The sequence below is a fragment of the Saccharopolyspora flava genome, assembly GCF_900116135.1.
Classification (GTDB): Bacteria; Actinomycetota; Actinomycetes; order Mycobacteriales; family Pseudonocardiaceae; genus Saccharopolyspora; species Saccharopolyspora flava.
This window is the reverse complement of record NZ_FOZX01000006.1, coordinates 287,681-309,570: the sequence shown is the minus strand read 5'-3', so window position 1 is coordinate 309,570 and position 21,890 is coordinate 287,681. Positions and strand designations below refer to the sequence as shown.

Below are 21,890 nucleotides of genomic sequence, written 5' to 3'. Positions count from 1 at the left end.
GTCACGGAATACCGCCGTAATCGGGTAACGGAATACCGGAGTATTCGGGTCACCCCGGCACCGTCGGGAGGTACGAGCCTCACCGGGACGACGGGGGACCGAGACGACCGGGGACCGGGATGGCCTGCGACTGGGGATCGGGATGGCCTGCGGCCGGGGGCGGAATGGCGAGAGCCCCGACCGAAGTGGTCGGGGCCCCCGTCGAATGAAGGGTCAGCCGAAGAGCTTCGGCAGGGTGCCTTCCCAGGCTTCGCGGAGCTCGGGCAGCGGGATCTCGGCGACGTCCTGGATGTCCAGGGAGTTCGAACCCGCGTCGGCGACGCCGACCTTGGCCCACGGCAGGCCGCGGGCGGTGCACATGTCGGTGAAGCGCAGCTCCTCCGACCGCGGGACCGCCACCAGGATCCGGCCGGACGACTCGGAGAACAGCTGGACGAACGGGTCCACGCCCTCCGGCAGCACCACGCGGGCACCGCACTCGCCGATCAGCGCCGTCTCGACCAGCGCCTGCGCCAGACCGCCCTCGGACAGGTCGTGCGCGGCGGAGATCATGCCGTCGCGGGAACCCGCCAGCACGACGTCGGCCAGCAGCTTCTCGCGGGCCAGGTCGACCTGCGGCGGCGTGCCGCCGAGGTGGTCGTGGGCCACCCGGGACCACTCCGAACCGCCGAACTCCTCGCGCGTCTCGCCGAGCAGGATCAGCGTCTCGCCCTCCTCACCGCCGATGCCGGTGGGGATGCGGCGGGTGACGTCGTCGATCGTGCCGAGCACGCCCACGACCGGGGTCGGCAGGATCGCCTGCTGCCCGGTCTGGTTGTAGAAGCTGACGTTGCCGCCGGTCACCGGGATGCCCAGCTCGGCGCAGGCGTCGGCCAGGCCGCGCACCGCCTGCTGGAACTGCCACATCACGCCCGGGTCCTCCGGCGAACCGAAGTTCAGGCAGTTGGTGACGGCCATCGGCGTGGCACCGGTGGTGGCCACGTTCCGGTAGGCCTCGGCCAGCGCCAGCTGCGCGCCGGTGTAGGGGTCGAGGCGGGTGTAGCGGGCGTTGCAGTCGGTGGCGACCGCGATGCCGCGCCCGGTCTCCTCGTCGATGCGCAGCACACCGCCGTCGGACGGCTGGGCCAGCACCGTGTTGCCGCGGACGTAGCGGTCGTACTGGTCGGTGACCCACGCGCGCGAGCACAGGTTCGGCGAGGCCGCCATCGTCAGGATGGTCTCGCGCAGCTCGTCCGGGGTGGACGGGCGCGCCAGCGTGTTGGCGTTGTCGGCGGCGATGAGGTCCTGCTCGCCCGGCCGCTCGACGGGACGCTCGTAGACCGGGCCGTGGTGGGCCACGGTGCGCGGCGGCACGTCCACGACGAGCTCGCCCTGCCAGTAGATCTCCAGGTTCTCGCCGTCGGTGACCTCACCGATGACGTTCGCGGTGACGTCCCACTTCCGGCAGACCTCCATGAACTCGTCCACCTTGGACGGGTCCACGACCGCGCACATGCGCTCCTGGGACTCGCTGGAGAGGATCTCGGCGGCGTTCATGCCGGTGGCGCGCAGCGGGACCTGGTCGAGGTCGACGCGCATGCCGCCGTCACCGGCCGCGGCCAGCTCGGAGGTCGCGCAGGACAGCCCGGCACCGCCGAGGTCCTGGATGCCCACGACCAGGCCGGAGTGGTACAGGTCCAGGCAGCACTCGATGAGCACCTTCTCGGCGAACGGGTCGCCGACCTGCACGCTCGGCAGCTTCTTGCGGCCGCCCGCGCTCTCGTCGCCGTCGAAGGTCTCCGAGGCCAGCACGGACACGCCGCCGATGCCGTCGAGACCGGTGCGGGCGCCGAACAGGATGATCTTGTTGCCCTGGCCGGTGGCGTGCGCGAGGTGCAGGTCCTCGGTCTTCATCACGCCCACGCACATGGCGTTGACCAGTGGGTTCCCCGCGTAGGTGTCGTCGAAGACGACCTCGCCGCCGATGTTCGGCAGGCCCAGGCAGTTGCCGTAGCCGCCGACGCCGGCGACCACGCCGGGCAGCACGCGCTTGGTGTCCTCGGCCTCGGCCGGGCCGAACCGCAGCGGGTCGGCGACGGCGACCGGGCGGGCGCCCATCGCCATGATGTCGCGGACGATGCCGCCGACGCCCGTGGCCGCGCCCTGGTAGGGCTCGACGTAGGACGGGTGGTTGTGGCTCTCCAGCTTGAAGGTGACCGCCCAGCCGTCACCGATGTCGACCACGCCCGCGTTCTCGCCGATGCCGGCGAGCATCTTGGCGCGCATCTCGTCGGTGGTGGTCTCGCCGAAGTACTTCAGGTGGACCTTGGAGGACTTGTAGGAGCAGTGCTCGCTCCACATCACCGAGTACATCGCCAGCTCGGCCTCGGTGGGCCTGCGGCCGAGGATCTCGCGGATCCGCTGGTACTCGTCGTCCTTGAGCCCCAGCTCGCGGTAGGGCTGGTCGACGTCGGGAGACTTCTCGGCCACCCCGACGGAATCGATCTTGTCGGTCACGCTGCCACCAAAGAATCCAGAACGGACAGGAACATGCCGAGGCCGTCGTCGGTGGGCCCGGTCAGCGGGTCGATCGCGTGCTCGGGGTGCGGCATCATGCCGGCGACCCGCCCGCGCGCGTCGGTGATGCCCGCGATGTCGCGCTGCGACCCGTTCGGGTTCTCCCCGGCGTAGCGGAACAGCACGCGGCCCTCGCCCTCCAGCTGGTCGAGGACGGCCTGGTCGGCCATGTAGTTGCCCTCGCCGTGCTTGATCGGGATGAGCAGCTCGGCACCGGCGTCGTAGCGCGTGGTCCAGGCGCTGGAGTTGTTCTCCACCTTCAGCCACTGGTCGCGGCACACGTAGTGCAGGCCCGCGTTGCGGGTGAGCACGCCCGGCAGCAGGCCGGACTCGCAGAGGATCTGGAAGCCGTTGCACACGCCCAGCACCGGCATCCCCTTGCCCGCGGCGATGATGACCTCGGTCATCACGGGGGCGAACTTGGCGATCGCGCCGCAGCGCAGGTAGTCGCCGTAGGAGAACCCGCCGGGCACGACCACGGCGTCCACGCCCTTGAGGTCGTGGTCGGCGTGCCAGAGGGCGACGGCCTCGCCACCGGCGCGGCGCACCGCGCGCGCGGCGTCGACGTCGTCGAGCGTGCCGGGGAAGGTGATGATCCCGACCTTCGCGCTCATGCTTCCACCCGCCGAACCTCGAAGTCCTCGATCACGGGGTTGGCCAGCAGGGTCTCGGCGATGTTGGCGAGGGTGGCGTCGTCGACGTCGTCGGCGACCTCCAGCTCGAACCGCTTCCCCTGGCGGACTTCGGTGATCCCGTCGAACCCGAGACGGGGCAGCGCGTTGGCCACCGCCTGTCCCTGCGGGTCGAGGATCTCCTGCTTGGGCATGACGTCGACAACGACTCGGGCCACGGGTGCTGCTCCCGGTTTCCGTGCAGATCCGCCGGTCCGGCGGATGGCCAGCAGTACCCGCGCAGCGTACCTGAGCTGGGAGTTCACCCGTCCGCGCAGGGGCCCGACGTGCGTCACAGCTCACCCGCTCTCGGTGACGTGGGACACAAATCGGGCAGTGGTTCGAACCTCTCGGCGACCCGGGCGTCTTCAGGACAGCAACAACAACGCTGACACTGAGGGGATTTCGCCATGCGCCGCTTCACCACCGCACTCGCCGGGGCCGCTCTCGCCGGGCTCGCGCTGACCACCGTCGCCCCGCTGGCCACCGCCACCACCGCCGGCCCGGCCCCCGCCGCGGTCGTCGCCCAGGGTGGCGGGCTGAGCGTCGACCACACCGTCGTTCACCCGGGCGAGCAGGTCCGGATCCACATCGACCACGGCCCGGAGGCGCTGAGCTGGATCTCCTCCGGCTCGTTCGTCCGCGACTCCGAGCACCCGATGGGCGCCGACGAGGGCGTCGCCCACGTCGTCAGCGACGTCGACGGCAGCGCCGACGCGATCGCCACCATCGGCGACGTCGCGCCCGGTCAGTACCTGGTGCACGCCCGCGTCGGCGGCGGCTCGGTCCCGGGCGTCACGATCACCGTCCAGTGACCGACCGGCGGACCGGCGAGGGCTCGGGGGTCTCGCCGGTCCGTCGCGCGCACGCCGGTGGTGGCAGAGTGGGGCGCGGATTTCGCTCGCCGCTGAGGAGGATTCGCGTGCACATCACCCACTTCGGACACGCGTGCGTGCTGCTGGAGACCGGCGCCGGACGGCTGCTGCTCGACCCGGGCGGTTTCTCGTCCGACTTCGAGGACCTGCGCGACCTGGACGCCGTGCTGATCACCCACCAGCACGGGGACCACCTCGACCTGGACCGGCTCCCGGCCCTGTTGGAGGCCAACCCCGGCGCCCGGCTCGTCGTCGACCCGGGCAGCGCCGCCGCCGTCGCCGAGAAGGGCCTGACCGCGACGACCGCGAAGCCCGGCGACTCGCTCGACCTGGGCGGATCGTCGATCTCCGTCGTCGGCGGGGAGCACGCGGTGATCCACCCGGACCTCCCGAACATCGACAACGTCGGCTACCTCGTCGACCACGGCGCCTTCTACCACCCGGGCGACGCGTTCCACGTGCCCGAGCAGCGGGTGGACGTCCTGGGCCTGCCGACCGGGGCGCCGTGGCTCAAGCTCTCCGAGGCGGTCGACTTCCTCCGCGCGGTCGCTCCGCGCGCCGCCGTCCCGATCCACGAGGCGGTGCTGTCGATGCCGGCCATCCACTACCGCCGCTTCGAGGAGCTCAGCCCCGCGGGAACCACGGTCGACGTGCTCCCCCGGGCCTCCGCCACCGAGGTCTAGGGCCGTAGGGCGGTTTTAGCCATAACCACCCATGATCGAAGTCCGTTTTGCCTGGTCAGTTATGGCTAAAACTGCCGCTCACCACGCTTCGTGCGGGATCCGCGGCGTCGGAACCCGCTCCGCCTCCGGACGAGCCGTCGCGAACGAGGCGTAGGTGACCGGGTCCGCGCCGTGGTGCAGCGCGAGGTCGATCGCGTCCAGGATCGCAGGCCGCACAGCGGGTTTCGCCAACGTCTGCGCCTCCACCGCGAGCCGCACCGCGCGTCCCCGGCGCGCCGCCCGACCCGCCCCGAGCACCAGCGCCCGGCACCACCACGGCTCGGCGACCTCGCCCGGGCCGAGGATCCGGATGCGGGACCGCAGCACCCGGCCCGTGCCGAGATCGCGCACCCCCATCGCGTCCGCGCACACCGAGAAGCCGCGCCGCTGCGCGGCCAGGACCGTGCCCGGCGACGCCAGCCAGCGGGGCGGCACGAAGGTGCGGGTGCGCAGGCCCGCCTGCTCCAGCACCGCCGAGGCGGCCACCAGCCGCAGCCCGGCCTCGTGCGCGGGCAGCCGTGCCGCCGGGGCGAGCCGGGAGCGCAGACCCGGCGAGACGCGGGCGAAGCCGTGCAGGCTGACGGTGTCCCGGCCGCCGACCCGGTCGGCGACCCAGCTCAGCATCGGTGACCTGTGGTCCCGGGCGTCGAGATCGGTCGGGCGCGGCGAGATCAGCAGGGACAGCGGGACGTGCCGGCGGTCGAGCTCCGCGGCGAAATCCGCGCAGCTGTCCAGGGACCGGTGCTCCAGCCCCGACAACGACACCACGAGCGGCGTGCTCACAAACACCCATTCGGCCTGGCGCGGGTGACCGTTACCTGAAAGCCAGGTGTCGCCCCGGCGCAAATCCGGCGAACCTCCACACCGCAACCATCAAACCCGCAGGCCAGGCCCACCGGACGACACGCCGCCCTTTCCCGCGATGGGGTGACGGGCGCGCTCAGAGCGTCTTCGGCCAGTCCGCGAAGGAGCGGCCCGTGATGCGCTCGTAGGCCTCGACGTAGCGGTCCCGGGTGGCGGTGACGATGTGGTCCGGCAGCGCGGGCGGCGGCGTGTCGGAGTGCCGGTCCCAGCCGGACTCCGCCGAGGTCAGCCAGTTGCGCACGAACTGCTTGTCGAACGACGGCTGCACCTTGCCCGCCTCGTAGCCGTCCGACGGCCAGTAGCGCGAGGAGTCCGGGGTCAGCACCTCGTCGCCGAGCACCAGCTCACCGGCGGCGTTGAGGCCGAACTCGAACTTGGTGTCGGCCAGGATCACGCCGCGCTCGCGCGCGTGCTCGGCCGCGCGGGCGTAGACGCGCAGCGTCAGGTCGCGCAGCTCGGCGGCGCGCTCGGCGCCCTCCTGCGCGGCGACGGCCTCGAAGCTCACGTTCTCGTCGTGCTCACCGATCTCGGCCTTGGTGGCCGGGGTGAAGATCGGCTCCGGCAGGCGGGAGGACTCCACCAGCCCGTCCGGCAGCGACACCCCGCACACCGCGCCGGTGCGCTGGTAGTCGATCAGGCCCGAGCCGGTCAGGTAGCCGCGGGCGACGCACTCCACCGGCACCATCGACAGCCGCTTGACCAGCAGCGCGCGGCCACGGACCTCGGCGGGGATGCGCGGGTCGTCGTGGGCCACGAGGTGGTTCGGCACCTCGTCGGCCAGCAGCTCGAACCAGAACACGCTCATCGCGGTGAGCACCGCGCCCTTGTCCGGGATCGGCGTGTCCAGCACGTGGTCGTAGGCCGAGATCCGGTCCGAGGCGACCAGCAGCAGGTGTTCGTCATCGACGGCGTGCAGCTGGCGAACCTTGCCTGCCGCGATCTGGGGGTAATCGGCGAGTGCAACCACGACGCGCATTGTCTCCCACCGCAGGTTGACCGCCCGCACGTGGTGGGATGGGCCGGAGAAGGAGGAGAGCGTGAGCGAGAACTTCACCGACTGGCTGCGCGAGCGCAGCGAACCGGACTGGACCGCCGTCGTCGAGCACCCGTTCACCGACGCGCTGTTCGACGGGTCGATGCCCGACGAGTACATGAGCTCGTACCTGGTGCAGGACTACCAGTTCGTCGACGACTTCCTGGCGCTGCTGGGCGCCGCGGTCGCCAAGGCCGACCGGTACGCGTCGCGGCTGAAGCTGGCAGGCAGCATCGCGGTGGTCACCAGCGAGGAGAACACCTACTTCCAGCGGTCCTTCGAGGCGCTGGGCATCGTCGAGTCCGACCGGGTCGACCCGGAGCTGGACCCGGCGACGGTGGCGTTCCGCGACCTGATGCGCGACACCCGCGACAACGGCGGCTACGCCGAGATCCTCGCGGTGCTCACCGTCGCCGAGTGGACCTACCTGGAGTGGGCGGTGCGGGCCCCGGCCAAGCCGGACAACTTCGTGCACGCCGAGTGGATCGAGCTGCACGCCAACCCGGACTTCCAGGAGTGGGTGACCTGGCTGCGCTCCGAGCTCGACCGCGTCGGCGCCGAGCTCGACGAGCGCGAGCGCGCCCGCTGCCTGCGCCTGTTCCAGCAGGCCACGAAGTGCGAGGTCGACTTCTTCAACGCCCACTGGGACTGAGCCCGGGGTCGCACGATTTCCGTTGAAATCGTGCGACCAGCTGGGCGTCAGAGGATGTCGCTCGGGGAGTAGGCCGCGGCCTCGGGGTACTGGGTGGCGACCTTGTCGATGGCGGCGACGACGTCGGCGACCTGCGCCGACGCGGCCCCGGTGAAGGCGAGCCGGTCGGCCAGCAGGGCCTCCAGCTCCTCGCGGCCGAGCGGCAGGCGCTCGTCGGCGGCGAGGCGGTCGAGCAGGTCGTTGCGCTCGGCGCCCTGCTCGCGCATGTCCAGGGCCACCGCCACGGCGTTCTCCTTGATCGCCTCGTGCGCGACCTCCCGGCCCACGCCCGCGCGCACCGCGCCCATCAGCACCTTCGTGGTGCCCAGGAAGGGCAGGTAGCGGTCCAGCTCGCGGGAGATGACCGCCGGGAACGCGCCGAACTCGTCCAGCACCGTCAGGAACGTCTCGAGCAGGCCGTCAAAGGCGAAGAACGCGTCCGGCAGCGCCACCCGGCGCACCACCGAGCAGGACACGTCGCCCTCGTTCCACTGGTCACCGGCCAGCTCCCCGCTCATCGACAGGTAGCCGCGCAGGATCACCGCGAGACCGTTGACCCGCTCGCACGAGCGGGTGTTCATCTTGTGCGGCATGGCGCTGGAGCCGACCTGGCCGGGCTTGAAGCCCTCGGTGACCAGCTCGTGCCCGGCCATCAGCCGGATCGTCTTGGCGACGCTGGAGGGGGCGGCGGCCAGCTGCGTCAGCAGGCTCAGCACCTCGAAGTCCAGCGACCGCGGGTAGACCTGGCCGACGCTGGTCAGCGTGCTGGCGAAGCCGAGGTGACCGGCGACGCGGCGCTCCAGCTCGGCGAGCTTGGCGGTGTCGCCGCCGAGCAGGTCGAGCATGTCCTGCGCGGTGCCGACCGGGCCCTTGATGCCGCGCAGCGGGTACCGCTCGAGGAGCTCCTCCAGGCGCCGGAACGCCACCAGCAGCTCGTCGGCGGCGGTGGCGAAGCGCTTGCCCAGGGTGGTGGCCTGCGCGGCGACGTTGTGCGAGCGACCGGCCATGACCAGCTCGGCGTTCTCGCCCGCGAGCTTGCCGAGGCGCGCGAGCACGGCGACCGTGCGGTCGCGGACGTGCTCCAGGCTGCGGCGGACCTGCAGCTGCTCGACGTTCTCGGTCAGGTCCCGGGAGGTCATGCCCTTGTGGATCTGCTCGTGACCGGCCAGCGCGTTGAACTCCTCGATCCGCGCCTTCACGTCGTGCCTGGTCACGCGCTCGCGCGCGGCGATGGAGTCGAGGTCGACCTGCTCCAGCACCCGCTCGTAGTCGGCCACGGCCTGCTCCGGGACCTCGATGCCGAGGTCGGCCTGGGCGCGCAGCACGGCCAGCCAGAGGCGCCGCTCGAGAACGATCTTGTGCTGCGGCGACCACAGCTCGACCAGCTCCGGAGAGGCATAACGACCGGCGAGAACATTGGGAATGCTGGGCTTCTCAGTCACGCGCCCAGGATACTTATGCCCTAGTCAGAGCCCCGAAGCCCAGGCCGGGGAGTCCGCGGGGACGAACTCCGGGGACGCCGGGACGAAGTCCGGGTACTTCTGGCCCGCGCCGGTGTTGAACAGGACGACCCGGTCGGACTCGGTGACCAAGCCGGTGTCGCGGAGGCGCCGCAGCGCGGCCAGGGTCGCCGCTCCTTCGGGTGCCGGGTAGATGCCCTCAGCGGCGGCGAGTTCGCGGGTGGCCTCGCGCATCTCGTCCTCGCTCACCGACACCGCCGTGCCGCCGGAATCGCGGACCGCGTCGAGGATCAGGTAGTCGCCGACGGCGACCGGGACCCGCAGGCCGCTGGCGTCGGTGGCGGCGTCCTCCCAGCGCGGCGCGTGCCGTTCTCCCCGGTCGTGGGCGCGGACGAGAGGCGCGCAGCCCTCGGCCTGGACGACGACCATGCGCGGGCGCTTCTCGCCGATCCAGCCGAGCTCGGTCATCTCGGCGAAGGCCTTCCACATGCCGACCAGCCCGGTGCCGCCGCCGGTCGGGTAGATCACCACGTCCGGCAGCTCCCAGCCGAGCTGTTCGGCCAGCTCGTAGCCCAGCGTCTTCTTGCCCTCCACCCGGTAGGGCTCCTTGAGGGTGGAGACGTCGAACCAGCCGCGCGCCTCCGAGGTGGTGCGCACCAGGCGTCCGGCGTCGTCGATCAGGCCGTCGACCAGCCACGTGTCGGCGCCCGAGACGACGGCCTCGACCTGGTTGATGCGCGGGCAGTCCTCGGGCATCACCACCCCGGCAGCGAGTCCGGCCCGCGCGGCGTAGGCGGCCAGCGCTCCTCCGGCGTTGCCGGCCGACGGCGCGGCGACGGCCTTCGCGCCCAGCTCGCGGGCCCGCGACACGGCGGCGGACATGCCGCGCGCCTTGAAGCTGCCGGTCGGGTTCTGCCCCTCGTCCTTGATCCGCACGTCGCCGAGGCCCAGCCGCGCCGACAGGCGGGGCGCGGGCAGCAGCGGGGTGAAGCCCTCGCCGAGGCTGACGACGTGGTCGGCGTCCCGGATCGGCAGCACCTCCCGGTACCGCCACATCGACGGCTCCCGCCCGAGCAGGTCCGACGGGCTCAGCGCGACCTTCGCCAGGTCGTAGCGCGGGTAGAGCACCTTGCCGCAGTCGGCGCACAACCGGTGCAGCTCGTCGGCGTCGCAGGTGCGGCCGCAGGCGGTGCACTCGAGGTGGGACAGGGTACTGCCGGTGGGGTTCGCCATGGGCGCATCCTGTCCCGCCGCACCCGCCCGGTCCAGACCGGCTCACCTGCTGGAAAATTCGGTCGCCGGGACTGTTGATCATCGCTAACGTCGGTGCTCGTGACCCGGAACGGCGCGGTGCGCTTCCTCGTCGACCTGCTCGCCCGGCGTCCCGGCCTGGTGTCGCTGGCCGCCGTGTCCGGAGCGCTGTGGATGCTGCCGACGGCGGTGCTGCCGCTCATCGTCGGCCGCGCCGTCGACGAGGGCATCAGAGCCGGTGACACCGGCGCCCTGCTGCGCTGGGCGCTGGTCGTGCTGCTGCTCGGCCTGGTGCAGATGCTGGCCGCCACCGCGGTGAACTGGGCCTCGCACACGCTGTGGATCCACGGCACCGCCGACGCCCAGCGGTTCGTGCTGGAGCAGGTGATCCGGCTCGGCGGCGCGCTGCCGCGCGAGGTCAAGGCCGGTGAGGTCGTCACGATGGGCGCCTCGGACGTGTTCAAGATCGGCGAGCTGTTCGAGAACCTGGGCCGCGCGGTCGGCTCCCTGCTGGCGTTCGCCGGCGGGAGCGCGCTGGTGCTGTGGATCTCGCCGCCGCTGGGCCTGGTGGTGCTGATCGGCGTGCCGCTGGCGGTGCTCGGCATCGGCCCGCTGCTGGGCCCGCTGCAACGCCGCGAGCAGGTGCAGCGCGATGAGCTGGGAGAACTCGGGGCGCAGGCCGCCGACATCGTCTCCGGGCTGCGGATCCTGCGCGGCATCGGCGGCGAGCGGCGGTTCTTCGCGCGCTTCGCCGAGACCGGCCAGCGGGTCCGCCGGGCGGGCGTGGCCACCGGTCGGGTCGACGCGTGGCTGGGCGGCGCCGAGGTGCTGCTGCCCGGCCTGGTCACGGTGCTGGTGACCTGGCTGGGAGCCCGGATGGCGCTGGCCGGGTCGATCACCGTCGGCGAGCTGGTGACCTTCTACGGGGTCTCGGCGTTCCTGGTGATCCCGGTGCGCACCGCCACCGAGACCGCCTACGCGTTCGCCGCCGCGCGCATCGCCGCCGGGCGCGCCACCGCGCTGGCCCGCGTCGAGGTCGATCCCGCGCCCCCGGCTCGTCCGGTGCCGCTGCCGGAGGGCCCGCTGGGCCTGGTCGACGAGGAGGTCGAGGTCCCGGCGGGGCAGCTGGTGGTGATCGACGCCGGGGATCGCGGCGAGGCCGTGGCCGAGCGGCTCGCCGGATCGGCGGTCGCGGGAGGGGTCCGGTTGGCCGACGTCGACCCGGACGAGCGGCACCGCCGCGTGCTGCTCGCCCACAACCAGGACCTGCTGTTCGCCGGGGACGTGCGGGACGGGATCGCGCTGGGCGAGCGGGTCGGCTTCGACACCGCGATCCGCGCGGCCGACGCCTCCGACGTGCTCGCCGCGCTGCCGCCCGACGGCCTGCTCGACGAGCGCGCCCGGCTGCTCTCCGGCGGCCAGCGGCAGCGGTTGCTGCTGGCCAGGGCGTTGAGCGCGGACGCCGACGTGCTGGTCCTCGACGACCCGACCTCGGCGGTCGACGCGCACACCGAGTCCCGCATCGCCGAGCGCGTCCGCGCCCTGCGGGCCGGGCGCACCACCGTCGTGCTCAGCCAGAGCCCGCTGTGGTCGGCGGTCGCCGACCGGCACCTGGTCCTGGCGGACCAGTGATCTTGGGAGAACCGTGAAGCTGCCGCTCGCCGATGCCGCCGCGCTGCGCCGCCACCTGCGCGAGACCGTCCGCGCCCACCGCGGCCGGTTCCTGATCACCACCGCGCTGTACGTGCTGGCCACCTCGGTCGGCCTGCTCGGACCGCAGCTGCTGGGCGTGCTCGTCGACTCCGTGCAGGCCGGGACCGCCGTGCTCCGCATCGACCTGCTGGCCGGGGCGTTCCTGCTGGTCCTGATCGTGCAGGCGCTGCTGGCCAGGGCCGCGCGGCTGCGGGCGATGCTGCTCGGCGAGCAGCTGCTCGCCGAAGCCCGGGAGGACGTCGTCGAGCACGCCCTGGCGCTGCCGCTGGGGACCGTGGAGGCCGCGGGCACCGGTGACCTGCTCAGCCGGGCCACCACCGACGTCGACCGGCTCGACTTCACCATCCGCAACGCCCTGCCGCAGATCTCGGCGGCGCTGATCGCCATCGCGCTCACCACGGCCGCGATGGTGCTGTCCGCGCCCCTGCTGGCCTGCGGGATGCTCGTCGCCGTGCCGCTGCTGGTGCTGAGCACCCGCTGGTACTACCCGCGCTCGCTGCCGGTGGTGCAGGAGGCCATGGAGCGCTGGTCGGACGTGCAGGCCGGCACGCACGAGTCGGTGGAGGGCGCCCGCACGATCGCCGCGCTGCGGCTCGGCGGGCGGCGGACCGCGCGCAACGAGCGCGTGCTGGGCGCGGCCGTGGCCGCCGAGAAGCGGCACCGGTCGCTGCTGACGGTGTGGCTGCCGTGCCTGGAGCTGTCCTACGTGCTGCCGGTGGCCGCGATCCTGCTGATCGGCGGCTGGGCGCACGCCACCGGCGCGGCCGAGCTGGGCACGATCGTCGCGGTCGTGCTCTACGCCCAGTCCCTGTCGGCGCCGCTGGACGAGCTGTTCATGTGGCTGGAGGAGCTGCAGGTCGGCGGCACCGCGCTGCAGCGGATCCGCGGTGTCTCGCAGGTCCCGGTGGACCGGCCGCGCGACCCGGCGACGCGGTCCGACGGCCGCGACCTGGTGGTGCGCGACCTGCGGTTCTCCTACCGGCCGGAGCGCGAGGTGCTGCACGGCATCGACCTGGTCGTGCCCGCCGGGCAGCGGCTGGCGATCGTGGGCCCGTCCGGCGCGGGCAAGTCCACGCTGGGCCGGTTGATCGCCGGGACGGGGCGCCCCGACTCGGGGTCGGTGGCCTTCGGCGGCACCGAGGTCTCGGCGCTGCCCACCGAGGCGCTGCGCCGCGAGGTGGTGCTGCTGACCCAGGAGCAGCACGTCTTCGCCTGCTCGCTGCGCGACAACCTCGCGCTGCTGGACCGGGACACCGGCGACGCGGAGCTGCTCGACGCGCTCGCCGCCGTCGGCCTGCGCGACTGGGTGCGCGGCCTCGACGACGGGCTGGACACGCGGCTCGGCGCCGGTGGGCTCGCGGTGCCCGCGGCCCGCGCGCAGCAGCTCGCGCTGGCCCGGGTGCTACTCGCCGACCCGCACACCGTGGTGCTCGACGAGGCGACGTCGCTGCTGGACAACACCACCTCGCGGGACCTCGAGCGCGCCCTGGCCGGACTGCTGGCGGGCCGCACGGTCATCGCCATCGCGCACCGGCTGCACACCGCGCGCTCGGCCGAGCGGATCGCGGTGCTGGACGAGGGCCGGATCGTGGAGCTGGGCGATCACGACGAGCTGATCGCGGCGGGTGGTTCGTACGCGGAGTTGTACCGGGCGGCGCAGATCTGACGAGTGGCCGAAGAGGACGGATCGATCTTGAAAGCCGAGGTCAATCGCTCATTCGGCGAATTCGCCTTTTGCGCTCGATCAGGTGTGGGATTCTGGACTGATGCAGCGGCGCCACCCTATCGTTGGCCCGAGCATTCGCGGCTTGTGCACAGGAACGGGAGCGGATGAACAACAACGGGTTCGCCGAGGATCGGCAGGACGTGTTCTGGATAGTCGGCACTGGTCAGACCCTTCGCCACGCGACGACGATGAGGCCCGGAGCGGTATATTCCGGCCAGGTTATTCCAGCTCTGTGCGCGCACGAAGTCAAAATCCCGCAACCCACTCCGCTGGGGCGAGAACCGCAGACGAAGAATATCGCCGAGAAATGTCTTGAGTGCGAACGATTGGCCACCAACGGGAATTACGCGGAAATCACCTGGGACTTCTGATGTGAAAATGCGCGCGCGGTTCGCACGGCGACCGGTTCAGCGTTCTTGCACGCGCCTCAGGACAGCTGAGCGCGCAGCATCCGGCGCGCGGCCCCGCGCGGATCCGGGTCCGATTCGATGAGCGCGTTGACCACCGCGCCGTCCACCAGCGCGACCACCTCGGTGAGCCGCTCCGCCCCGACCTCCATGTCGCTGCGGCGGAAGATCTCCGCGAGGAGCTGCTGCAGCTCGGCGGCCATCTCCCGCATCAGCGGCGTGAGGTAGGGGCGGCGCGGCGAGCCCACCAGGCGCTCGTAGCGCAGCAGCACCGGCTCGACCCCGCCGTCCCGGGAGTCGACGCCGAGCAGCAGGTCCAGCAGCAGCTCGATGACGGTGTCGGTGCTGCGCGGCTGCGCGGACAGGTCGGCCAGCCGGGCGTGCCCGGCGGCCAGCTCCTCCCGGCCGTTGTGCTCGACCGCCGCGGTGATCAAGTCTTCCAGCGACGAGAAGTAGTAGGTCGTCGAGGCCAGCGGAAGCCCGGCGCGCTCGGCCACGGCCCGGTGCCGGACCGCGTCGAACCCGCCCTCGACGAGCAGCTGCGCCGCAGCCGCCACCAACGCCTGCCGCCGCCGCTCGCCCTTGGGTGTGCTGGCCGCTGTCATGACACGCGATCCTAAGCCGTGTCCGAGTTGTCCCGTTGGCTGCGGCCGTCGCGGGCGCGCAGCACGCCGTCGACCAGCTAGAACCGGGCCGCGAGATCACCCGCGACGTGCGCCAGCCTGGTGCCGAACGGCGCCGCCGGCGACCCCTGCTCGGGCTCGCTGACCACCACCACGAGCTTGCCGCTGCGCGCCTTGCGCACCGACTGCTGAGCCCCGTCGGGACGCCGCACGTCGCCCGGCGTCGACTGGCCCGCCTGCGCGGTGCCCGCCGGGCTGACCAGCACCGTCACCCGGCCCGCCGCGGGGCCGTCGCGCAGCGGGAACGCCGCCGCCTTGGCACCGGTCGGGCACGACAGCACCGGGGTCGGCCGGGTGCCGCCCGCCTCGGGCAGCGTCGCCTCGACGGCCGCGACCACGCTCGGGTCGGGCCGGCAGCCCCCCGAACGCGGCGTGATCCCGTCCGACTCGATCTGCGGCACCGGGGCCGGCGCCGCCGTCAGCGGTGCCACCGGCGGTGGGCTCGCCACGGTGTCCGTCGACGACGAGAACCAGCCGGAACCCACGCCGATCCCGCCGACCAGCACGGCGGCGGCCACCGCCGTGCCGCCGACGGTGGCGGTCATCCGGCGCCGGGCCGTGATCCGGCGCGACGCGCTCGCGACGTCACCTTCGTCGAACGACGCCGGCGGAACGGTTCGCACCGAGTCACGGAAAAGCTCTTCGAGCTTGCGCTCGTCCAACCCGCACCCCCTTCACGCGGACCTCAGATCCCCGAGCTCGTCTCCCAGCGCCTCCCGCAACGTCGCCAATCCCCGGGCGCACTGACTCTTCACGGTTCCTTCGCTGCAGCGCATGACCGCCGCGACGCCTGCCACGTCCAGCCCCTCCAGGAAGCGCAGGACCAGCACGGCGCGCTGCTTCGGCGGCACCTGGCGCAGCCCGGCTATCAGGGTCTGCCTGGTGGACACCGAGTCGTCCACGTCCGGGTCGTCGACCGGACTGTCGGGCAGAGTCTCGGCGGCCCTCTCCCGTCGCCAGGGCCGCCGCGACTCGTCGATCACCGCGCGGGTGAGGGTCCGGCGCACGTAGGCGTCGAGCGCGCCCTTGTCCCGGACCTTCCGCCAGTGACGGTGCAGGGCGATGAACGCGGTCTGGGCGAGATCGTCCGCGCGGTGCCAATCACCGCACATCATGTACGCCATGCGACGCACCGCCTCCCGCCGAGCCACGAAGTACTCCGCGAACTCCTGCTCCTCGCGCTGGTCCACGCGGAACTCTCCGCTCGTTCGTTGCCTGCACTGCTATGACGGGATCGCGCGCCCCGGCCGTTGCACGCCCGCGGGGACGGATCCACCTGTGATTGATACCGCAGCGGTGAATTCACGTCTCACAGGGCCATTGCCCCGACCCCCCGCAGGTGTGATGTGATCGGTTCGTGACCACTCCGGCGCCCATCGACCTCCGCTCCGACACGGTGACTCGTCCCGACGAGCAGATGCTGGCCGCGATGGCCGCCGCCGACGTCGGCGATGACGTACTCGACCACGATCCCACCATGCGCGCCCTGGAGGAACGGGTGGCCCAGCTGCTGGGCACCTCGTCCGCGCTGTGGGTGCCCAGCGGGACGATGGGCAACCTGATCGCGCTTATGCTGCACCTCAAGCGCGGCGACCGGTTCCTGGCGCCGCGCGGTGCGCACGTGCTCAACCACGAACTCGGCTCGGCCGCCTGGCTCGCCGGAGGGATGCCGGACCCGCTGGACTGGGACGCCGGACCGGGCAGGCCGACCGCCGAAGCGGTGCGCGCCCAGGCCAACCTGACGATGGCCTACGACGCCCTGCACACCACGCTGCTGTGCCTGGAGAACACCCACAACGGCGCGGGCGGCGCGGTCGTCCCGCCGCACGAGCACGCCCGGCTCGCGGCCGCGGCGAAGGAGCTCGGGCTCAAGGTGCACCTCGACGGCGCGCGGCTGTGGAACGCCTCGGTGGCGCTCGGCGTGCCGCCGGCGGCCCTGACGGTGGGCGTGGACAGCGTGCAGGTGTGCCTGAGCAAGGGACTCGGCGCCCCGGTCGGCTCGGTGCTGGCCGGTGAGGCGGAGTTCATCAAGGCCGGTCGGCGGGTCCGCAAGATGCTCGGCGGCGGCGTCCGGCAGGGCGGCGTGCTGGCGGCGGCCGGGCTGATCGCGCTGGACCGGATCGACGCGCTGGGGGACGATCACGACAACGCCCGGATCCTCGCCGACGGCCTCGTCGAGCAGGGCTGGCAGGTCACGGCCCCGCAGACGAACATGCTGCTGGCGGCGGTCCCGGACGTGCAGTTGACGTTGCAGCGCCTGCGCGCGGTGGGTGTGCTGGCGGTGCCGATGAACGGCCAGGTCCGCTTCGTCACGCACCGGAACGTGTCGAAGTCGGACGTGGAAGAGGCGTTGCGCCGGATCGCCGAAGCCGGGGTCTGACCGGACCGGATCGGGCGCCCGATGCGTGGAGGTGGCCGGTGCTGCGGTGGATCGTGTTCGACTACGGCGAGGTGATCAGCCGCCGCATCACGGCGCTGCCCGAGCTCGCGGCGCTGCTGGACGCCGACCCGGAGACCTTCGAGCGGGCCTACTGGGCCGAGCGCCGCGCCTACGACGCGGGCTGCACCGACGCCGACTACTGGCGGGCGGTGGCCGCGCGCCTGGACCGCGACCTCGACGACTCCCTGATCCAGCGGCTGACCAGCGTCGACGTGGACGGCTGGATGTCGACCGATCCGGAGGCGCTGGCGCTGCTGGAGGACCTGCACCGGCGCGGCGTGCGCCTGGCGCTGCTGTCCAACGCCTCGACGACGTTCGGCCGCGCCGCCGAGAGCAAGCCGTGGGCCCGGTACTTCGAGCACCTGCTGTTCTCCGGTGACCTGCGGGTCGTCAAACCCGACGCGGAGATCTGGCGGGTCCTGCTCGACACCCTCGACGCGCGCCCCGAGGAATGCCTGTTCTTCGACGACCGCGAGGACAACATCGCAGGCGCCCGCCGGGCCGGCCTGCACGCCGAGCTCTGGACCTCAGCGGCCCGCGCCCGAGACCTCCTCCAGGACCAGCTCGCCGCCTAGGGCTTGATCTGCTTCTTGTCCTTGGACCAGCCGATGGCCGCCGTGGCTAGGAACAGGACGCCGCCGATGACGGCGAGCCAGAACAGGCCCTTGATCAGGAACCCGGCCACGGACATCACCAGCCACAGGGCCAGCAGTCCGCCGAGGATCTTCCACCACATCGCGACCACCTCTCGCCGGGACCTTCCCGCAGTCCCAGCCTGCCAGACAGAACGCCCGAAACGGCAGGTCGCGAGACCCGGACCCGGGAAACATCAGGGTCTCCTCGGGGTTGCCGGTGGACAGTTCTAGCCAGAACCGCCCGGGGTCAGAGCACTGAAATCCCGGGTGATTCTGGCTAAAACCGTCAGAGCCAGGCGCCGAGGCGGTCGACGGCCTCGGTGATCTCCCGGGGGTCGCCCGCGAAGGAGAGGCGCAGGTAGTGGTGGCCGCGGTCCGGGTCGAAGTCCACGCCCGGCACGAGCGCGACCCCGGTGTCGTCGAGGAGGCGGCGGCAGAACGACGCGGCGTCGTCGGTGTGGTCGCTGATGTCCGCCCACGCGTAGAACGCGCCGTCGGCCGGGGCGACGTCGGTGATGCCCGCCTTCGCCAGCCCGTCGAGCAGCAGCGCGCGGTTCTCCCGGTAGCGCGCCACGTGCGCCTCGACCTCGTCGTAGGCCTCCGGGCTGAACGCCGCGACGGCCGCCTGCTGCGACAGCGCGGGCGGGCACAGGGTGAAGTTGCCGGTCAGCGAGTCGACGGCGCGCAGCAGCCGCGGCGGCACCAGCATCCAGCCGAGCCGCCAGCCGGTCATCGACCAGAACTTGGAGAAGCTGTTCACCACGATCGCCTCGGCGGAGAACTCGCGCGCCGTGTGCAGCGGTTCGCCGTAGCTCAGCCCGTGGTAGATCTCGTCGCTGATCAGCTGCACCCCGCGGGCGTCGCACCAGCCGGCCAGCTCGGCGAGCTCGTCGCGGGAGAGGACCGTGCCCGTCGGGTTGTTGGGGCTGGCCACGATGAGCCCGCGCACCGGCTCGTCGAGGGCCTCCAGCATCGCCACCGTCGGCTGGAACCGGGTGGAGGCGTCGCAGGGCAGCTCCACGACCTCGCAGCCCAGCGCGGACAGGATGTTGCGGTAGGCGGGGTAGCCGGGGCTGGCCAGCGCGACCCGGTCGCCGGCGTCGAACGCGCTGAGGAACGCCAGCAGGAACGCGCCCGAGGCGCCCGTGGTGACCACGACCTCGTCGACCGGCACCGAGCGGCCGTAGGCCTTCTCGTAGTGCCCGGCGATGGCCTCCCGCAGCTCCAGGACGCCCAGCTGCTCGGTGTAGCCGAGGGCGTCGCCCTCCAGCGCGCGGGCGGCGGCCTCCCGCACGGCCTTCGGCGCGGGCGTCGAGGGCTGCCCGGCGGCCAGGGACACGACGTCACCGAGCTCCCGCTGCCGCTTCGCAGCGGCGGACAGGACCTCCATGACCTGGAACGGAGCCACATCGGCTCGCGCCGCGACGGCGAGCGCGGGGTGCTGACCACTCATGGCTGCAAGCCTGCCAGGGCGAACGCGTCAGGTCAGGCGCGGGGGACGGTGATCTCGCCGTCGGCGGCGCGGCGGGCGATGTCGGTGCGCCAGTGCGCGCCCGGCAGGTGAACCCGCTCGACCCGCTTGTAGACCTCGTCGCGAGCGGCCGCCAGGTCGGCGCCGGTGGCCACCACCGACAGGACGCGCCCGCCCGAGGACAGCACCGCGCCGTCCTCGCGGCGGCGGGTGCCCGAGTGCAGCACGCCCTGGATGTCGGCGCCCTGGATGACGTCGTCGACGCGCGGGCGGCCCGGGTAGCCCTCGGCCGCCAGCACGACCGTCACCGCCGAACCCGCTTCCCACTCCAGCGGCGGCTGGTCGGCGAGCTCGCCGTTGGCGACGGCGTGGAACAGCTGCGCCAGCGGGGTGTGCAGCAGGGCCAGCACGGCCTGGGTCTCGGGGTCGCCGAAGCGACAGTTGAACTCGATGACCTGCGGGCCGTTCGAGGTCAGCGCCAAGCCCGCGTACAGCAGGCCGGAGAACGGGGTGCCGCGGCGGTCCAGCTCGTCGACGGTGGGCTGCACGATCGTGCGCACCACCTCGTCGACCAGGCCGTCCGGGGCCCACGGCAGCGGCGCGTAGGCGCCCATGCCGCCGGTGTTGGGCCCGGCGTCCTCGTCGCCGACGCGCTTGAAGTCCTGCGCGGGCAGCAGCGGCACCACGGTGGTGCCGTCCACAAGGCAGAACAGCGAGGCCTCCGGGCCGTCGAGGAACGACTCCAGCAGCACCGGGTGGCCGCCGTCGAGCAGCTTCATGGCGTGCGCGCGGGCCGCGTCGAAGTCGCTGGTGACCAGCACGCCCTTGCCCGCGGCCAGACCGTCGTCCTTGACCACCCAGGTGGGGCCGAAACCGGCCAGCGCCGCGTCGAGCTTGGCGGGGTTGTCCACGATCTCGCTGCGCGCCGTGGGCACGCCCGCCGACACCATGACGTCCTTAGCGAAGGCCTTGGAGCCCTCGATGCGGGCCGCGGCCTTGGACGGGCCGAAGCACGGGATGCCCGCCGCGCGGACCGCGTCGGAGGCGCCCGCGACCAGCGGGGTCTCCGGTCCGAACACGACCAGGTCCGCCTTCCAGCGGGTGGCCAGCGCGGCCACCTCGTCGGGCTTGGCGACGTCGACGCCGTAGGACTCGGCGAGCGCGGCGGTACCGGCGTTGCCGGGCGCGCAGGCGAGTGCCGTCACGGAGGGGTCACGGGAGAGGGACAACACGATCGCGTGCTCCCGGCCGCCACCGCCGATCACGAGGATTCGCACGAAACGCAGCGTAGAGCGTGCGGTGGGCCACGTGGCCGCTGCCCCCGGGAAGTGTTGCGTCCGGATGGCGCATCGCAGGTCGCGCTGCCGTCGGTCCGTCGGGCCGCGTTCACCCTCCGGTCGGCCGCCGGTCGCACAGGTGTGCACCGGGCGTCGGTTGCGGGGAGTTGGGTGGGCCCGCCACAGTCGCAGCGAGGAGTGCACATGACGATTCGGGGACGGTTGATCGCGTTGTCCGTCGCGGGAGCGGCCGCACTGGGGGTGATCGCCGCCGGACCGGCCACCGCCGCCGAGCCGACGCCGGGCGCCGAGCAGATCGAGGTGTTCGGCCACCGCGGCGCCTCCGGCTACCGGCCGGAGCACACGCTGGCCTCCTACGAGCTGGCCGCCCGGATGGGCGCCGACTTCATCGAACCGGACCTGGTGCCCACCAAGGACGGCGTGCTGGTCGCCCGGCACGAGCCGGAGATCGGCGGCACCACCGACGTCGCCGAGCACCCGGAGTTCGCCTCCCGCAAGACCACCAAGGTCATCGACGGCACCGAGATGACCGGCTGGTTCACCGAGGACTTCACGCTCGCGGAGCTCAAGACGCTGCGCGCGAAGGAGCGCATCCCGGAGGTCCGGCAGCACAACACGGTCTACGACGGGCTCTACGAGGTGCCGACGCTGCAGGAGGTGCTGGACCTGCGCGCCCGGCTGTCGAAGGAGCTCGGCCGGAACATCGGCGTGGCCCCGGAGACCAAGCACCCCAGCTACTTCCGCGCGATCGGCCTGCCGGTCGAGCCGGGTCTGGTCGAGGCGCTCAACGCCAACGGCCTCAACGAGCGGGACTCGAAGGTCGTCGTGCAGTCCTTCGAGGTCGGCAACCTCAAGCGGCTGCGCGACGAGCTGCGGGTGCGGCTGGTCCAGCTGATCAGCAACACCGGCGCCCCGCAGGACTTCATCGAGGCGGGCGACCCGCGCACCTACGCCGACATGGTCACGCCGGAGGGGCTGAAGGAGATCGCGACCTACGCCGACGTCATCGGCCCCGACACCAAGGTGATCCTGCCGGTCGACGACACCGGCCACCTCACCGAGCCGACGACGGTCGTCGCCGACGCCCACGCCGCCGGCCTCCAGGTCGTCCCCTACACGGTCCGCGCCGAGAACACCTTCCTGCCCGCGGACTTCCAGTCCTCCGCCGACCCGGTCCAGTGGGGCGACGTCCTCGGCTACTTCCACGCCCTCTACGCCCAGAAGATCGACGGCATCTTCAGCGACATGCCCGACCTCGCCCTCACCGCCCGCGACCAGCACTGACTCGCCCACCGGTCAAAAACCGCGGTATTCGCCCCGTCGAAAACCGCGGTTTTTGACCGGTCGAAAACCGCGGTATTCGACTTGAGGTGTGGGTGGGGTGAACGTGAGGT

At 72.3% G+C, this 21,890-nt stretch carries 22 protein-coding genes; 9 read left to right on the top strand and 13 right to left on the bottom strand.

The features are described from left to right. Positions 1–213: 213 nt before the first annotated feature. Genes purL through purS form a run of 3 tightly spaced genes read right to left on the bottom strand, consistent with a single transcriptional unit; the run spans position 214 to position 3,406 of the window. Positions 214–2,496, bottom strand: a complete 2,283-nt coding sequence (gene purL / locus BM424_RS19345) for a phosphoribosylformylglycinamidine synthase subunit PurL (RefSeq protein WP_093419962.1) — start codon at positions 2,494–2,496, stop codon at positions 214–216. Beyond that, entirely contained in the window at positions 2,493–3,170 is a 678-nt protein-coding gene (purQ, locus tag BM424_RS19340) for a phosphoribosylformylglycinamidine synthase subunit PurQ (protein ID WP_093419959.1), read from the bottom strand. Before purQ ends, purL begins: the two co-directional genes overlap by 4 nt. Then, positions 3,167–3,406: a phosphoribosylformylglycinamidine synthase subunit PurS gene (purS, locus tag BM424_RS19335; RefSeq protein ID WP_093419957.1), complete on the bottom strand. Its 240-nt coding sequence runs from the start codon at positions 3,404–3,406 to the stop codon at positions 3,167–3,169. Before purS ends, purQ begins: the two co-directional genes overlap by 4 nt. 231 nt (positions 3,407–3,637) lie before the next feature. On the opposite strand from purS, the gene BM424_RS19330 reads away from it, so the two are divergent. Together BM424_RS19330 and BM424_RS19325 are read left to right on the top strand one after the other, a co-directional pair. Continuing rightward, on the top strand, positions 3,638–4,042 hold the full coding sequence (locus tag BM424_RS19330) for a hypothetical protein (protein WP_093419954.1): 405 nt from the start codon (positions 3,638–3,640) through the stop codon (positions 4,040–4,042). Between the two features lie 107 nt (positions 4,043–4,149). Beyond that, positions 4,150–4,785 (top strand): MBL fold metallo-hydrolase, encoded by a 636-nt coding sequence (locus tag BM424_RS19325; RefSeq protein WP_093419952.1) that lies wholly within the window; start codon positions 4,150–4,152, stop codon positions 4,783–4,785. Positions 4,786–4,863: 78 nt separating this feature from the next. Here the strand turns inward: BM424_RS19325 and BM424_RS19320 are convergent, their stop codons facing one another. Together BM424_RS19320 and BM424_RS19315 are read right to left on the bottom strand one after the other, a co-directional pair. Then, positions 4,864–5,607: a DUF2334 domain-containing protein gene (locus BM424_RS19320; protein WP_093419949.1), complete on the bottom strand. Its 744-nt coding sequence runs from the start codon at positions 5,605–5,607 to the stop codon at positions 4,864–4,866. 157 nt (positions 5,608–5,764) lie between these two features. Continuing rightward, the gene (locus BM424_RS19315) at positions 5,765–6,655 is read right to left on the bottom strand and encodes a phosphoribosylaminoimidazolesuccinocarboxamide synthase (RefSeq protein WP_093420167.1); all 891 of its coding nucleotides are present in this window, start codon (positions 6,653–6,655) and stop codon (positions 5,765–5,767) included. A gap of 70 nt (positions 6,656–6,725) precedes the next feature. Here BM424_RS19315 and BM424_RS19310 point away from each other — a divergent pair, with 70 nt between their 5' ends. Next, positions 6,726–7,373: a TenA family protein gene (locus BM424_RS19310; RefSeq protein WP_093419947.1), complete on the top strand. Its 648-nt coding sequence runs from the start codon at positions 6,726–6,728 to the stop codon at positions 7,371–7,373. A 47-nt stretch (positions 7,374–7,420) separates the two neighbouring features. On the opposite strand, the gene purB is transcribed toward BM424_RS19310, so the two are convergent. Both purB and BM424_RS19300 read right to left on the bottom strand, forming a co-directional pair. Further along, positions 7,421–8,854, bottom strand: a complete 1,434-nt coding sequence (gene purB, locus BM424_RS19305) for an adenylosuccinate lyase (protein ID WP_093419944.1) — start codon at positions 8,852–8,854, stop codon at positions 7,421–7,423. Between the two features lie 24 nt (positions 8,855–8,878). Continuing rightward, positions 8,879–10,105 (bottom strand): threonine synthase, encoded by a 1,227-nt coding sequence (locus tag BM424_RS19300; RefSeq protein WP_093419942.1) that lies wholly within the window; start codon positions 10,103–10,105, stop codon positions 8,879–8,881. Positions 10,106–10,204: 99 nt separating this feature from the next. Between BM424_RS19300 and BM424_RS19295 the strand changes: the two genes are divergently transcribed. From BM424_RS19295 to BM424_RS19285, 3 genes are all read left to right on the top strand, one after another. After that, positions 10,205–11,755, top strand: coding sequence for an ABC transporter transmembrane domain-containing protein (locus tag BM424_RS19295; RefSeq protein WP_245775966.1), 1,551 nt, complete (start codon positions 10,205–10,207; stop codon positions 11,753–11,755). Positions 11,756–11,768: 13 nt separating this feature from the next. Continuing rightward, on the top strand, positions 11,769–13,502 hold the full coding sequence (locus BM424_RS19290) for an ABC transporter ATP-binding protein (RefSeq protein WP_093419939.1): 1,734 nt from the start codon (positions 11,769–11,771) through the stop codon (positions 13,500–13,502). A 164-nt stretch (positions 13,503–13,666) separates the two neighbouring features. Further along, a complete protein-coding gene (locus BM424_RS19285) occupies positions 13,667–13,933 on the top strand; it encodes a hypothetical protein (RefSeq protein WP_093419937.1) in 267 nt (88 codons plus the stop codon). Between the two features lie 56 nt (positions 13,934–13,989). Here BM424_RS19285 and BM424_RS19280 read toward each other — a convergent pair whose 3' ends face one another. The 3 genes from BM424_RS19280 to BM424_RS19270 all read right to left on the bottom strand — a co-directional run bounded on the left by BM424_RS19280 (position 13,990) and on the right by BM424_RS19270 (position 15,842). Then, entirely contained in the window at positions 13,990–14,574 is a 585-nt protein-coding gene (locus tag BM424_RS19280; RefSeq protein WP_093419935.1) for a TetR/AcrR family transcriptional regulator, read from the bottom strand. Positions 14,575–14,651: 77 nt separating this feature from the next. Beyond that, positions 14,652–15,275: a hypothetical protein gene (locus tag BM424_RS19275; protein ID WP_245775965.1), complete on the bottom strand. Its 624-nt coding sequence runs from the start codon at positions 15,273–15,275 to the stop codon at positions 14,652–14,654. 51 nt (positions 15,276–15,326) lie between these two features. Further along, positions 15,327–15,842, bottom strand: coding sequence for a SigE family RNA polymerase sigma factor (locus tag BM424_RS19270; RefSeq protein ID WP_093419930.1), 516 nt, complete (start codon positions 15,840–15,842; stop codon positions 15,327–15,329). A 167-nt stretch (positions 15,843–16,009) separates the two neighbouring features. Here BM424_RS19270 and BM424_RS19265 point away from each other — a divergent pair, with 167 nt between their 5' ends. Then, on the top strand, positions 16,010–17,032 hold the full coding sequence (locus BM424_RS19265) for a threonine aldolase family protein (protein WP_093419927.1): 1,023 nt from the start codon (positions 16,010–16,012) through the stop codon (positions 17,030–17,032). Between the two features lie 41 nt (positions 17,033–17,073). After that, positions 17,074–17,667, top strand: coding sequence for an HAD family hydrolase (locus BM424_RS19260; protein ID WP_217649765.1), 594 nt, complete (start codon positions 17,074–17,076; stop codon positions 17,665–17,667). On the opposite strand, the gene BM424_RS28930 is transcribed toward BM424_RS19260, so the two are convergent. The 3 genes from BM424_RS28930 to purD form a co-directional block, all read right to left on the bottom strand. Continuing rightward, complete coding sequence (locus BM424_RS28930) at positions 17,664–17,828, bottom strand: hypothetical protein (RefSeq protein ID WP_175548164.1); 165 nt, start codon at positions 17,826–17,828, stop codon at positions 17,664–17,666. The genes BM424_RS19260 and BM424_RS28930 overlap by 4 nt on opposite strands. 185 nt (positions 17,829–18,013) lie before the next feature. After that, entirely contained in the window at positions 18,014–19,180 is a 1,167-nt protein-coding gene (locus BM424_RS19255; RefSeq protein ID WP_093419922.1) for a pyridoxal phosphate-dependent aminotransferase, read from the bottom strand. A gap of 32 nt (positions 19,181–19,212) precedes the next feature. Next, the gene (gene purD / locus BM424_RS19250) at positions 19,213–20,475 is read right to left on the bottom strand and encodes a phosphoribosylamine--glycine ligase (RefSeq protein ID WP_093419920.1); all 1,263 of its coding nucleotides are present in this window, start codon (positions 20,473–20,475) and stop codon (positions 19,213–19,215) included. Between the two features lie 204 nt (positions 20,476–20,679). Here purD and BM424_RS19245 point away from each other — a divergent pair, with 204 nt between their 5' ends. After that, complete coding sequence (locus BM424_RS19245; RefSeq protein ID WP_093419917.1) at positions 20,680–21,780, top strand: glycerophosphodiester phosphodiesterase; 1,101 nt, start codon at positions 20,680–20,682, stop codon at positions 21,778–21,780. Positions 21,781–21,890 lie beyond the last annotated feature (110 nt).

Bases quoted from the DNA above. Each gene is read 5' to 3' on its own strand.
- purQ (WP_093419959.1), bottom strand. From the start codon at position 3,170: ATGAGCGCGAAGGTCGGGATCATCACCTTCCCCGGCACGCTCGACGAC.
- BM424_RS19330 (WP_093419954.1), top strand. From the start codon at position 3,638: ATGCGCCGCTTCACCACCGCACTCGCCGGGGCCGCTCTCGCCGGGCTC.
- BM424_RS19300 (WP_093419942.1), bottom strand. From the start codon at position 10,105: ATGGCGAACCCCACCGGCAGTACCCTGTCCCACCTCGAGTGCACCGCC.
- BM424_RS19285 (WP_093419937.1), top strand. From the start codon at position 13,667: ATGAACAACAACGGGTTCGCCGAGGATCGGCAGGACGTGTTCTGGATA.
- BM424_RS19280 (WP_093419935.1), bottom strand. From the start codon at position 14,574: ATGACAGCGGCCAGCACACCCAAGGGCGAGCGGCGGCGGCAGGCGTTG.
- BM424_RS28930 (WP_175548164.1), bottom strand. From the start codon at position 17,828: ATGTGGTGGAAGATCCTCGGCGGACTGCTGGCCCTGTGGCTGGTGATG.
- BM424_RS19255 (WP_093419922.1), bottom strand. From the start codon at position 19,180: ATGAGTGGTCAGCACCCCGCGCTCGCCGTCGCGGCGCGAGCCGATGTG.
- BM424_RS19245 (WP_093419917.1), top strand. From the start codon at position 20,680: ATGACGATTCGGGGACGGTTGATCGCGTTGTCCGTCGCGGGAGCGGCC.